The sequence below is a fragment of the Simplicispira metamorpha genome, assembly GCF_004341365.1.
GTDB classification, from domain to species: Bacteria; Pseudomonadota; Gammaproteobacteria; order Burkholderiales; family Burkholderiaceae_C; genus Simplicispira; species Simplicispira metamorpha.
In genome coordinates, this window is record NZ_SLXH01000021.1 from 63892 (window position 1) to 77477 (window position 13586).

Annotated in this window: 9 protein-coding genes; 4 read left to right on the forward strand and 5 right to left on the reverse strand. The window is 65.6% G+C overall.

Annotated features, from left to right (window positions below):
• Nucleotides 1-47: 47 nt before the first annotated feature.
• Genes EV674_RS11985 through EV674_RS12005 form a run of 5 tightly spaced genes read right to left on the reverse strand, consistent with a single transcriptional unit; the run spans nucleotide 48 to nucleotide 7739 of the window.
• Nucleotides 48-2051, reverse strand: a complete 2004-nt coding sequence (locus EV674_RS11985; RefSeq protein ID WP_374761683.1) for a MacB family efflux pump subunit — start codon at nucleotides 2049-2051, stop codon at nucleotides 48-50.
• Nucleotides 2048-3511: an efflux RND transporter periplasmic adaptor subunit gene (locus EV674_RS11990; RefSeq protein WP_165887096.1), complete on the reverse strand. Its 1464-nt coding sequence runs from the start codon at nucleotides 3509-3511 to the stop codon at nucleotides 2048-2050. The genes EV674_RS11985 and EV674_RS11990 overlap by 4 nt, the downstream gene beginning before the upstream one ends.
• Nucleotides 3508-5199: a PepSY-associated TM helix domain-containing protein gene (locus EV674_RS11995; RefSeq protein ID WP_119013533.1), complete on the reverse strand. Its 1692-nt coding sequence runs from the start codon at nucleotides 5197-5199 to the stop codon at nucleotides 3508-3510. The genes EV674_RS11990 and EV674_RS11995 overlap by 4 nt, the downstream gene beginning before the upstream one ends.
• A gap of 1 nt (nucleotide 5200) precedes the next feature.
• Nucleotides 5201-5491, reverse strand: coding sequence for a hypothetical protein (locus EV674_RS12000; protein WP_119013534.1), 291 nt, complete (start codon nucleotides 5489-5491; stop codon nucleotides 5201-5203).
• Nucleotides 5492-5549: 58 nt separating this feature from the next.
• Nucleotides 5550-7739: a TonB-dependent siderophore receptor gene (locus EV674_RS12005; RefSeq protein ID WP_241524950.1), complete on the reverse strand. Its 2190-nt coding sequence runs from the start codon at nucleotides 7737-7739 to the stop codon at nucleotides 5550-5552.
• Between the two features lie 726 nt (nucleotides 7740-8465).
• Here EV674_RS12005 and EV674_RS12010 point away from each other — a divergent pair.
• Genes EV674_RS12010 through EV674_RS12025 form a run of 4 tightly spaced genes read left to right on the forward strand, consistent with a single transcriptional unit; the run spans nucleotide 8466 to nucleotide 13469 of the window.
• The gene (locus EV674_RS12010; protein WP_119013549.1) at nucleotides 8466-9650 is read left to right on the forward strand and encodes an imelysin family protein; all 1185 of its coding nucleotides are present in this window, start codon (nucleotides 8466-8468) and stop codon (nucleotides 9648-9650) included.
• 20 nt (nucleotides 9651-9670) lie between these two features.
• Nucleotides 9671-11137 carry a di-heme oxidoreductase family protein gene (locus EV674_RS12015; RefSeq protein ID WP_119013550.1) on the forward strand — a complete coding sequence of 489 codons (1467 nt, stop codon included), beginning with the start codon at nucleotides 9671-9673 and terminating at the stop codon, nucleotides 11135-11137.
• Nucleotides 11134-12258 carry an imelysin family protein gene (locus tag EV674_RS12020; protein WP_119013536.1) on the forward strand — a complete coding sequence of 375 codons (1125 nt, stop codon included), beginning with the start codon at nucleotides 11134-11136 and terminating at the stop codon, nucleotides 12256-12258. The genes EV674_RS12015 and EV674_RS12020 overlap by 4 nt, the downstream gene beginning before the upstream one ends.
• Before the next feature lie 35 nt (nucleotides 12259-12293).
• Nucleotides 12294-13469, forward strand: coding sequence for a DUF1513 domain-containing protein (locus EV674_RS12025; protein WP_243647383.1), 1176 nt, complete (start codon nucleotides 12294-12296; stop codon nucleotides 13467-13469).
• Nucleotides 13470-13586 lie beyond the last annotated feature (117 nt).

Genomic DNA, 13586 nt, shown 5'->3' on the forward strand with positions numbered 1-13586 from the left:
ACAGGCCACAGCAAAATCTGCGGTCGCACAGCCCGGCGCTGGGCACCTCAGGTGGAACCCAAGGCAGTGACCGGATCGAGCCGGGCTGCGTGGCGCGCGGGCATGTAACCAAACACCAGGCCCGTCGCCACGGCGCAGGCAAAGGCGCCAGCCATGAACGAGAGCGAAAACACCACCGGCACACCCGCCGCGATCAGCGCAGCGCCCACCCCCACACCGATGACCACCCCCGCCACGCCACCGACCAGGGTGACCAGCAGTGCCTCGGTCAGGAACTGGCGCAGGATGTCGCGCTGGCGCGCTCCCGTGGCCATGCGGATACCGATTTCGCGGGTGCGCTCGCGCACGGTCATCAGCATCACGTTCATGACGCCAATGCCGCCGACCAGCAAAGACACGGCGGCGATCAGGCCCAGCATCAGGGTCATGGCGCGGCGCGTTTCGGCCTCGGCCTGCAGCTTGGCTGCGGCATTGCTGATGCCAAAGTCCTCGCGGCCATGGCGTGACAAGAGCAGCCGATGCACCGCCGCCTCTGCCGCCTGCACCAGCGCCACCGAGGCCGCGGTCACCACGGTGTAGTCGGGCTGCGTTTGTGCTTGGTACACCCTGGCACGGCCACCCTGGTAGGGGATAAAAACCATGTCGTCGTAACTTTGCGCCCCCGAATCGCTGCCGCGCTCGGCCATCACGCCAATCACCTCGAAGGGCGAGTTGCCGATCAGCAAGAACTTGCCCAAGGGGCTTTGCGCACCGGGGAAAAAGTGCGCCCGCGCCTGGCTGCCCAGCACCACCAGCGGCGCCAGGCTGCGGTCTTCGGCGTCGGTGAAATAGCGCCCCTGCTGGAGCTTCCAGTGGTGTACCTCGGGCATCACGTGGCTGCTGGCAAACACATACACCTGGCGGTCGGCATTGCCATAGCGCACCGTGATCGGGTCGCCAATGATGGGCATCACATGGCCCACTTCGGGCAACTGGGCAATGGCCTGCAAATCTTCGGGCGTGATCACCCCCGCTGGCCCCCCGCTGGGCGGCGCGCGCCCGCCCAGGTACATGAGGGTGGTGCCCAGGGTGCCCATTTGCGCCACCACGCGCTGCTGGGCGCCCTCGCCCACGGCCAGCATCACGATCACCGAGGCCACGCCGATGACGATGCCCAGCAGCGTCAGTCCGGTGCGCACGCGGTTCAGCCGCATGCCGCGCCATGCAGTGCGCAGGGCCTCGCGCATTTCGCCCCAAAAGGCGCGGCGCGGGCCACCACCTTCACTATATTTTTGATAGCTGCTAGCGCTTACCCAGTGGGCGCCAGAGGCCGATTTGTCTTGTATTTTTGGAGATTCAGGGGCGCTGTCGGCAACGATCTCGCCATCGCTGATTTCGATCACCCGGCGGGCCTGCGCGGCCACGGCCCGGTCGTGGGTGATAAGGATGATGGTGTGCCCGGCATCGGCCAGCGTGTGCAGCAAGCGCATCACTTCGGCACCGCTGTGGCTGTCCAGCGCCCCGGTGGGCTCATCGGCGAGCAGGATGCGCCCGCCGTTCATCAGCGCCCGGGCAATCGACACGCGCTGCTGCTGTCCGCCCGACAACTGGCTGGGCCGATGGCCCAGCCGCTCGCCCAGGCCCAAGCGCGTCAGCAAAGCAGCGGCGCGTTCTGCCCGTGGGCCTTCGGGCATACCAGCGTAGATGGCGGGCATCTCGACGTTCTCTTGCGCCGATGCGCTGGCAATGAGGTGGTAGCCCTGAAAGACAAAACCAAAGGCCTCGCGGCGCAGCCAGGCCAGGGCATCGGCGTCCATCGTGGCCACATCCTGGCCCTGGAAGTGGTAGCTGCCCGCACTGGGGCGGTCCAGGCAGCCCAGCAGATTCATGAGGGTGGATTTGCCCGAGCCCGATGCGCCCACGATGGCGACAAACTCGCCAGCGTGGATGCGCAGCGACACCCCGCGCAGCACCTCGACGGCGGGCGCGCCGTCTGCACCGCCGCCGTAGCTGCGGCGGATGCCCTGCAACGCGATCAGCGGCAGCGCGTCAACGGAGGGATCGGCGCTCACCACTGAAACCTTGGAGGACCACTGTCGTCACTGCGCTCACCCGTGACCAATTGCTCGCCCTCTTGCAAGCCCTGGCGCACTTCGGCCAGGTGCCGACTGCGCACCCCGACCTGCACGGCGCGCTCTTGCACACGGCCATCGGCGGGCAGCACCCGGGCGGTGTGGGTGTGGGGCTGGCCGGGCGCGCTGGCCGGCGCGGTGAGTGCGGTGAGCGCCGTCAACGGCACGGCGATCACGTCCTGGGCCTGGGCGGTGATGAAGCTGGCCTGTGCGGTCATCTGCGGCATCAACTCACCATCGCTGTTGTCCACGTCAAACAGCACGGTGTAGGCCACAGCCTTGGTGGCGGCGGGTGCGGCCATGCCGCTGCCTTTGCCATCGCCCCCGGGCGGTGCGGGCAGCACCTGGCGCACGCGGCCCGTCCAGCGCCGGGGTGCGGCCTCTTCGTGGCTGCCCAAGGTGGTGAAGTACACCGCCATGCCAGGCTTGACGCGGCGCACATCGGCCTCGGACACCTCCGTCCACACGGTCATGGCCGACAGGTCAGCAATGCGCAGGATGGTGGGGGTCTGGTAAGTGGCGTTCAGCGTTTGCCCTTCGCGCGCTTCCAGCGACACCACGGTGCCCGCCATGGGGGCGTAGATGCGGGTGTAGCCCAGCCGGGCCTCATCGGCCTTGAGCGTGGCCTGGGTCTGGGCAATCTGCGCCTGAAGGTGGTCGATGCGGGCCACAGCCGATGCCAGCGTGGCCTGGGCCACCTCGACGTCTTCCAGCCGCGTCGCGCCGCCCTGCGCCAGCCGCTGCTGGCGCCCATGCTGCTGGCTGGCCAACTGGTGCTGCGCGTGCTGCTCGGCCAGCTGCGCGCGCAGCCCGGCCAGCGCGGCACGCCCGCCATCCACGCTGGCCTGCTGCACGCTCGGGTCGATTTCGACCAGCAGCTGGCCTTTTTTGACCTCGGTGCCGGGCTGCACATGCAAGCGCGTGACCTGGCCCGACACTTGCGCGCCCACGTCCACATAGCGGCGCGGCTGCAAGGTGCCAATGGCAGTGACATGGGCCTCGACCGTGCCACGTCCGACCGTGATGGTCTCGTAGCGCGCGCCCTCCTGGCGCACACCGGCCAGCGCCAGGGCAGCCACTGCGCCCAGACCCGCCAGCACGGCCACCCGGGCAGCCCAGCGCGGCCATGCGCTCAACAGCGCCACCGTGGCCACGGCGCCCACCGACCAAAATCCCAGGCACGCCACCACCCCCACCGAACCACCCCAGGCTTGCTGGCAAGGGAGGGCCACCGCCCCCAACAGCAGTGCGCCCGCCCAGCGCAGCCAGCGGCGCCGTGTGCTGGGCACTTCGCGCAGGCCAGAGCACTGCTCGCAGTGGCGATCCATCGCCAACGCCAGCGCCAACATGCCGCCCCACGCCAGCCCCAGAGACACCAGGGATGCCTGCCATGCGCTCATGCCAGACTCCCCTGGTGAGCAGCCACCGAGGGCAGATCCGGTCGCACGGGTCGGTGCGGTGGTGTGCCCGCTGCACCGCGCCGGTGCAGCCAGCGCACGGCCCATGCCGCTGCCACGCCCGTGGTCAGGACAAACAGCTCCACGCCAGCGCTCTCCCAGTCGCCGCGCAGGATTTGTGCGGGCAGATGGTCGCCCGTGGTCAGCAGGTTGAGCACCGGCAGCAGCAGGCACAGTGCGGCCAGCGCGCCCATTTGCTCGCGCCACGCTACAGCCGGGGGACGGGCCAGAGCATGTACCAGGGTCAACGCCCACAACCCAAAGAAAACGCCCAGTTCCCAGTCATCGCGGTGCGCCAGGCCCACCGGAACCAGGCGGTTGGCCCACAGGTAGCCCACGCACCCCACCGCCAGACCGGCGATGGCCGCCACGTTCAACCCCTCGATCAACCGATACACGCGCGCGGTGGCTTCGCCAAACTCGCCCTGGTGCCTGGTGCGGCGCTTGACCATGAACAAAATAGCGCCCGTGGCCATCATGGCGCTGCCCGCCAGGCCGCCAACGAAATACAGCCACTTGAGCGCCAGCCCACCAAAAGTGACCATGTGCAGCCCGCCGATGACCGACTGGGCCAGCGCAGCGGTGCCGCCCTCCACACTGCCGGGCAAGCGCACTTGCAGCACATCGCCCGTGGCAGCAGAGAACATCGCCAAACCGGTGGTGGCGCTCAGGCGCTGGCGCAGGGCGTCGTCGTGGTTCCAGCCGTACACGCCGATGCGCGCCGCCGCATCGCCTGGGTGGTCGATTACCACGGCCCGCACCGGCTGCCCCATCAACTGCTGCCCGCGCAATACGAACGGCTCCAGATCGGGAACGGCCATGGCGCGGCCCGCTGGCTGGGGCTTGCCGGGCTCGTTCAGCGCGACCTGGAACGCGCGCATGGCATCGCTGCCCCCTCCGAACTGCGCAATGACCCCCGCTGGCATGAAGGTCAGGCCCGAGATCACGATACCGGTGTAGGCGATCATGAACTGGAACGGCAGGGTCAGCACCGCCACGGCGTTGTGCGCATCCAGCCAACTGCGCTGGCCTTTGCGGGGGCGAAAGGTGAAAAAATCCTTGAAGATGCGCCGGTGCGTGATGACGCCACTGACCAGCGCCACCAGCATGGCCATGGCGGCAATGCCCACGATCCACAAGCCCACCTGGCCAGCGTGCAGCTCGTAGTGGAAATCGACGAAATGGTGGCCACCCAGGGTCTGGCGTGCGACCGACGTGGGCCTGGCCGCAAGCGGCGCTCCTGTGGTGGTGTCCAGATCCACCGAGGCGTACTGTTGCTGGCGGTCAAACCAGTACACCCGCAAAGGGCCAGCGCCTTGCGCATCCGACGGCCACAGCTCCCACATGGCAGCGCCGGGGTGGTGTTTTTCCATGTAGTTCGCCGCCCAGGCCAGCCGCTGCCCCAGTGGCGCCGTGGGCATGGCCGGGACCGCGAGGGCGGCGGCTTCCTCTGCATGGTGCTCGGGTGTCATCCAGTGGGTGATGGGCTCGTCAAACACGGCCAGCGTGCCCGTGAGAAACACCGCAAACAGCAACCAGGAGAACCACAGGCCGCACCAGGTGTGCAGCCAGGCCTGCGCCTGCCGAAACCCGCCCTGTCCGGCGCCATGGCTTTGTTTTGTACTGCCCATGTCAGCCCTCCAGGCGCGCCAGCAGCGCCGCCAATCCAGCCAGGGCAGCGGCAGGCACCAGCAGCCCCATCCACACACGGCCCAGCGGTACGGGAGCAAAGGCCCAGACCACGGCCCCCACGTACACCACAAAACTCAACTGCACCCCTGCCAGCACCGCCTCAGCCCGCCCGGGCAAGGCCACGCCGCAAAAAACCACCCAGGCGCTGGCCAGCAGGTAGCCGCCCAGCACGGCAGCGGTCACACGGGAGAGCAGGCCCAGGCCCGGTCTATGGATCACAAACGGGTTCATTCAGCCACCACAGGAAAAGAAAAGACAGAGGGATGGGTCAATGGATCAGGGCGTGCCGTCAAAACCGCCCTTGCAACGTCACCACCACCGTGCGTTTTTCACCGTAGAAGTTGCCGTAGCCCGCATAGCCGACGGTGCTGTAGTAGGTCTTGTCGAACAGGTTGCCGATGTTCATGGCCACACTCCAGTCTTTGTCAATGGCGTAACCCAGGCGTGCCGACCACACGGCATAGCCCGGTGCCGTGAACTGGTAAGGCTGCCATTTGCCGTCATAGCGGCCAGTGGCCGGGTTGTAGGCACTGATGCCCGCGGCACGGAAGTGCTTGCCCTGCGCCACCACGCCAGTGCCCAGACTCCAACCGCGCAGCGCACCACTGAAGCGGTAGTCCCCCCATGCTTTGAACAGGTGGCGCGGCGTGACGGTGCTAAAGCGTGCATCGTCCTTGCGCTTGTCCACGTTGTCGTTGAACGTGTAGCCCACGGCCACCTGCAAATTCGGCGCCACCTTGCCGGTCAACTCCAGATCGATGCCCTGGCTGCGCTGGTAGCCGTCGCGAAAGTAGCAGCAGCCGCCGCGCCAGTCGGTCTGCGGGTAGGCGGGGTCCACCACGCCCTGCCCTTTCTTCTCAGTGCGAAACAGGGCTGCGCTGGCGGTCAGGCTGCGGCTCCACTCCCCCTTGATACCCAGCTCATAGGTACGCCCGCGCACCGGGTCGAGTGGTGCGCCCGGCAGCGGCGCAGAGAACTTGCCCGCCTGCGACTGGTAGATTTCTGCCGTGCTGGCATAAACACTGGTGGTGGACGAGAGGTCATAGACCACGCCAGCGTAGGGCACGAACACATGGCCCTCGCGGCTTTGCGCGGTCAGCTTGCCGTCCATGCCGTGCTGGGTGCTGCGGTCTTGCAACGTATAGCGCCCGCCCAGCACCACCGCCCAGCGCTCGAGCGGACGCAGGCGCACCGAGCCGTAGAGGCCTGATTTTTGCGCATTCGTCTGGGAGCCAGTAGTCCAGTCGCCCAGCGGAAAGCCCGGGTCCAGCGGCGGCGTGCGATCGAAGATATTGGCCGGCCCGATGCGGGGCCACAGGCTGCGGCTGACATCACGCGTGCGCTGCACATCCATCCCAAAAATCAGATCGTGGCGCTGGCCAAAGGCGTCGAAACCGCCCTGCGCGTTGACGTCCAGGCTGGTTTCGCGCTCTTTGGCCATGCCCTGGTGAATCCACCAGTCGGTACCAAGCAGCGTACCGGGCGCAGGCGCACCCTCAATCTCGGCCGCGTTGACGCCCTCATTGAAGCGGGTGTGCCGCAGTTGTGCCTTGAGCAGCCAGCTCGGTGAGAGCTGGTGCTCCAGCTTGGCGAACAGCGCCGTGTTCTCGCGGTGAATCCAGTTCCAGGGAGCACCCATGTTGGTGCTGCGCGGCAGACCGATGTCGCTGCCGTCGGCGTAGCGCGGCAGACTGGCATTGAAGCCTGGGTTGCGGTCGTTCTGGTAACTCGTGCCCAGGGTCAGCAGGGTTTCGGGCCCGACGTCCACTTCCACGGTGCCATAGAGCATCTTGCGCTGCAGCCGCGAGGGCTCGGCCATCTCGTGGCGGTAGTGCGAGACCGCCACCAGCCGAGCGCGCACGCTGCCCTCGGCGTTGAGGGGGCCAGTGGTATCCAACTCGGCGCGGTAGTTGGACAAGCTGCCCGCCGACAACAGCACCTGGGTCTGGCGCTTGGCCAGCGGGCGCTTGTAGGTGAAGTTGATGACACCGCCCGCCTCGCCCGCACCAAACAGCCCATCGGCGCCGCGCAGCAGGCTCACGCTGTCGAACTGCGCCATGTCCTGGCTGCGGCTGCCCGAGCGCGTGGAGCCGGCACCGCCGCCGTCATAGCGGATGTTGGTGATCGGCAGACCGCGCGCCTGGTAGGCGGTGTCCAGCCATGTCTCTTCGCGCGTCACGCCGGTGGTCTGGCCCATCACATCGTCGAGCGTGCGCAGCGCCTGGTCGTCCATGCGCTGGCGCGTCACCACCGTGACCGACTGGGCGATTTCGCGCAGCGACTGCGCCGTCTTGCCCACCTCCACACCGCGCGGCATGTAGGTACCGCTGGATTCGCTGTACACGTTGGGCGCTGCTTTTTCGGTCACCCGCACTTCGTCCAATGCGGGGGCAGTGCTGGCCGATGTCGGCGCCTCCTGTGCAAAGCTGGCACGGGGCAAGGCACTGACCAGGCAGGCGGCCGCAGCAACAGCATGCAAAGCAGCGGGTGCAGCGCGGCGAAAGGAAGGGGGACAGCGGTAAGGCATAGAGCGGTTCGTTATCAAGGGCCATGGAAGGCGCCCCACCGAGAAGGCCCACGGAGCGAGGCTGCGACAGCGCGCAACGTGGAAGCGCGCTGCAACAAACGGCACACACACCACAACCTATCGCCCCGCACAGACCACGGTAGTGGACGGCAAGGAATGCTGTGGCTGGGAGGGCAAAAACCGCACCGGGCTGGCAGTCAGCATGAAAATGAGATTGATTCTCAACAACATGCGGAATGCGATTCTAAATGCCAAATCCGACGTTGGAACCGGCTGTGGCAAGAATGAAACAGGATGTGCGGCGACGCAATTTCTGCCATTCACTACCACCCATATCTTTAATAAAAATATGCTCCTAACGCTTACATAGCAAGCGCTTATAGCTATGTTATTAATAGCAAAAATGGATTCATCCACGTTTTCATTGCGCAGATTTTTAGCGTAATCCGTGGCCAGAAGTTGATCACAGTACGGGCGGCAACCACGCCCTCAAGGCTGCAACGCTGCACGGTCTGAAGCAGCCCCAGTCAAAAATTCAAATAAGAATTACTTTCATTTATATAATCAAAAAATTCGCTGTCATTGCCATGGGTGTTGCTGCACCAAACCACCTGCACTGCCCCTGCGCACCAATTTTTATTTCACCATCCCCGGAGAATCCGCGTGCCCCTCACCTTGATGAACAAGCCCCTGTTGGCAACCGCGCTGACCTTCGCGGCCCTGAGCAGTAGCACTGCGGTGTATGCCCAAGTTGCTGGCATGCAGGCACAACAACCCATCAGCACCCATGCCGTGGCGGGCCATTACGCCGCGCTGGTCTATGCCAACTACAGCGACACCCTGGCCAGCGCCAAGGCGATGCAAACAGCGGTGCGGGCTTTTGTCGCCCAGCCCTCGGAGCCAACACTGGCCCAGGCACGCAAAACCTGGCTGACAGCGCGCGAGTTCTATGGTCAAACTGAGGCTTTTCGCTTCTACGGCGGTCCCATCGACGACGACAACGGCCCCGAAGGCCGACTCAACGCCTGGCCCATGGATGAGTCGTATGTCGATAGCGTGTCGGGCAGGCCCAGCGCCGGCCTGGTAAACAACCCCAAGTTCACCATCACCAAGAAAAACCTGATCGCACAAAACGAGCGTGGCGGCGAAGAAAACATTGCCACTGGATGGCACGCCATCGAATTTTTTCTGTGGGGCCAAGACCTGTCTGACACCGGCCCCGGCGAGCGCAACTTTGAGGACTTCGTGGACGGCAAAGCGCCCCACGCCGACCGCCGCCGCCAATACCTCAGCGTGGTGACCGACCTGCTGGTGGACGACCTGAGCAAACTCACGCAGGCGTGGGCGCCCGGCGTGAAGGACAATTACCGCGCCCAGTTCGTGCGCGGCGGCACCGAATCGGTGCGCAAGATGCTGGTGGGCCTGGGCTCGCTCTCGCGCGGCGAACTGGCCGGCGAGCGGCTGGAGGTGGCACTCAACAGCCAGGATCAGGAAGACGAACATTCGTGCTTTTCGGACAACACGCACCGCGATGCCGTGGCCAATGCGCTGGGCATTCAAAACGTATGGCTGGGGCAGTACCAGCGCGCCGACGGCAGCACCCTCAAAGGTGCGTCACTGCGCGATCTGGTGGCCACCAAAGACGCAGCGCTGGCAGAAAAGATCACACGCCAGATAGCCGCATCGGTACACGCAGCGCAGGCCATCCAAGCGCCCTTTGACCGCGAAATCATCGGTGGCAACGACGCCCCTGGCCGCCAGCGCATCCAAAAGACCATCGACAGCCTGACCCAGCAAAGTAAAGATTTGGTGGCTGGCGCCAACGCCATCGGCATCACCCGCCTGACGCTGGTGCAACCTTGAAACCGCTGCGTTTGCTTGCCATGCCCCTGTGCTTCTCTTCCCTGCGCCGACGCCTGGGACACCTGGTAGTTGCCAGTGTCAGCCTGGTAACTCTGGGCAGCCTGCTGGCCGACACCCCCACCGACCCCTTGGGCGAAAAGGTAGGCGGTGACACCACAGTGTTTGCCACCGGGCGCAATGCCTTCTCATTCCCCGCAGCCAACCTGTCGGATGCCGAGCGCACACGATTTGCCATCGGCAACTCGTTCTTTCGCCGCAACTGGGTCGAGGCACCGGCTTCCACCAAGGCACGCGATGGCCTGGGGCCGCATTTCATTGCACGCTCATGTGGCGGCTGCCACGTGCAGGATGGCCGGGGCGCACCGCCAGACATGTTCAACCGGCTGGGCGAAACCCAAGACCCCACCGTCGCACTGCTGATGCGCTTGTCCATCCCTGGCACAGATACCCACGGCAGCCCCCGGCCCGATCCCGTGTATGGCGACCAGCTCAACAACGCAGCCGTCCAAGGCGTCAGGCCCGAAGGGCGCGTAACCCTGCGCTACCAGAGCGTGCAAGGGCAGTTTGCCGACGGCACACCCTACGAACTGCTCGCACCCCACTATGGCTTTGCCGATTTGGGTTATGGCCCCTTGCACCCTCAAGTGATGGTCAGCCCGCGGATTGCCCCCCAGCTCATTGGCGTGGGGCTGCTGGAAGCCATTGCCGAGGCCGACATCCTGGCCAATGCAACCGACCAAGCCGCCGCACCGGGCCCCATCAAAGGCGTTCCCAACCGGGTGTGGGATGCGCCCTCGGGCCACATGATGCTCGGTCGCTTTGGCTGGAAAGCCAACGTAGCGACCATCGCACACCAAACGGGCGCTGCCTTTGTCGGTGACATGGGCATCACCTCGCGCCACTTTGCCCAGGAGGCATGCAGGCCCGCGCAAACCGATTGCTTGGCAGCGCCCAGCGGCAAAAGCGCTGGCGCACAAGGCCAGACAGATGTCGAAATTGACGACCAAACCCTGAACAACGTGGTGTTCTACCAAGCTACGCTGGCGCCACCGGCACGCCGCAAACCCGAGGATGTACAGGTGCTGCGTGGCCAGGCGCTGTTTGCCAAGGCCCAATGTGCCACCTGCCACCGCCCTAGCTATGTCACCCAGCACGGCCCTTTTGCACACCTGACCAGCAAGGCCCTATCGGATCAGCGCATCTGGCCCTACACCGACCTGCTGCTGCACGACATGGGCGAGCGTTTGGCTGACAACCGGCCCGACTTTGGCGCCAATGGCCGACAGTGGAAAACGCCACCGCTATGGGGCACTGGCCTGATCCGGGACGTGAATGGCCACACCAGGCTGCTGCACGACGGGCGCGCACGCGGCGTACTGGAAGCCGTGCTGTGGCACGGCGGCGAAGCCGAAGACAGCCGTAGTCAGGTGCTGAAAATGTCCCCCGCAGAGCGCGCTGCGCTGGTGGCGTTTGTGGAATCCCTATGACACCGTACTCTCCCGTCTGGAGCGCTTACCAACGCCTGCGGTGGCCCCTGCGGCACGCTGCGGTGCTGGCACTGGCGCTGTGGGCCAGCACTGCCGTGCAGGCGCAAAGCACCTGGCAGCGCGAGGCGGTGCCCTACTACGACACCGTGCACATGCTGCAAGGCCTCTATGGCCACTGGGCCTTGCCACGTGCCCAGGGCTTCGAGCGCACCGCACAGGCACTGCCACCGACCATCAGCGCACTGTGCAACGCCCCTGCCGACGCAGGGCAGGCGGCGCTGGCACGCGCACGCAGCGCCTGGCAAGACACCACGCTGGCGTGGGAGCAGTTGTCGGCACTGGCCATCGGGCCGGTGGTCGAGCGCCGCTCGCTGCGCAGCATCGACTTTGCGCCCACCCGGCCAGCGCTGATTGCACGGGCCATCGCCACCCAGCCCCAGGGCGCACTCGCCTTTGAGCGCATCGGCACCCCGGCCAAAGGGTTGCCTGCGCTTGAATGGTTACTGTGGACACAGCCTGTGGCACCGGGCACACCGGCCTGTCGCTATGCCCACGAGGTAGCCCTTGACCTGCTGCGCGAGGCCACCGCCCTGCAAACAGCCTACGCGCAGGCAGCCGCCACGGATTGGGGCACCGAAGACCAGCAAGAGCGCTCGGCCCAGGCCATGAGCGAATTCGTGAATCAGTGGGTCGGTGGCCTGGAACGCCTGCGCTGGGCACACATGGAGAAACCCCTGCGCGCCGCCCAAGTCACGCGTCCTCCCGACTACCCGCGCGCTGCCAGTGGACAGACGCTCGCTGCATGGAACGCTGCCTGGGCAGCTCTGCGCAGCGCCACGCTCCTGGCCGATAGCAACGCAGCCCCTGTGCCGGGCAGTACCCTGGTGCCACTGGAAACACAACTGCGCGGCATGGGCCTGAATCCGCTGGCCGATCGCCTACGCACCGCCGCACTGCGTGTAGACACCGCACTGGCGGGAGTAGCCCAGGCCGACATACACAGCGGCGCACAAGTGCAGCAGACTGCGCGAGCGCTGGCAGTGCTCAAGCACCTGGCGGAGTCCGAAGTGGCACCCGCACTCAAAGTCAGCATTGGCTTTTCTGACGCGGACGGCGATTGACACACGGGCACCGCATGGCTTTTCTTCGCCCTTCTTTGCCTATCTCTCGCCGCCAGGCGCTGGCCTGGGGCGCAGGCGCGGCAGGCCTGTGTATGGCGCAGCTAACCTACGCTAGTGGTCACAAACACCGCCGCCCTATTCCCGGAACCCTGCAACTGGCTGCGGCGTGGGAGCAAACCGGCGGCTTTCACCTGGGCGTGCTGGCCGTACCCGCCGCCACGGCACCAACGCTACAGGTGCTGACCGCGCTAGAGCTGCCCACCCGGGCCCATGGGATGATCGCTCCGCCAGATGGCAGTGTGCTGGCTGTGGCACGCCGCCCGGGCGACTGGCTGGTACGCTGGCAGCCCGGTAACGCACAAGCGCCACAATGGCACTGGATAGAACCGGCACGCGCCTTCAACGGCCATGTGTTGGCCAGCCCCGATGGCCAGCGCCTCTACACCACTGAAACCGACCTCGAAACAGGCGCCAGCCTGGTCGGCGTGCGCGACGCACGAAGCCTCGAAAAACTCGACGAATGGCCCACCCATGGCGTGGATGCACACGAACTCATCTGGGACTCTCCCCAAGGCAATGCACCGGCCAGTCTGATCGTGGCCAACGGCGGTGTGCCCACCAGCGCCGACACCGGCCGCAGCAAGCGCGACCTGCACACCATGGACTCATCCCTGGTGCGGCTGCAAGGCGACAGCGGCGCGCTGCTGGGGCAATGGCGACTGTCCGACCAGCGCCTGAGCCTGCGCCACCTGGCTTGGAACACACAGCGCAACGTACTGGGCATTGCCCTACAGGCCGAGCACGATCAAGAATCCGAGCGAAGCATGGCTCCGGTGTTGGCGCTGTTCGATGGCCAGGCACTGCACACCGGCGCGCTAGCACCGCTGAATACAGTAACGGCGACAACAGACAGCCACAACCTGCACGGTTACGGCGGCAGCATTGCCGCAACCCGCCACGGCTGGGCTGTCAGCTGTCCGCGCGCCCAGGGCGTAGCGCACTTTGGAATACAGGGGCAATGGCAGGGTCTGGTGCCCCTGCCTGAAGCCTGCGCCTTGGCTGTTTACAACACGCAAGTTTGGGCAGCAGGCCGCAGGCATTCGCTACAAGACATACTGGCCAGCACACCGCTCCTCCACCCGCACAGCGCGGCGCTGGCACAAGTGCGCCTGGACAACCACTGGGTAGTTCATTCAGGCATCTCTGGTTGACACCCGCACTTTGAAATCAGTAAGAACGTGTTCAAAGTCTTCCGGGATCATGAGAAGCTCGGGAAATGAGAAAGAGCTATCCAAGCGACATCAGCCATACACAATTCGAAGTCATCA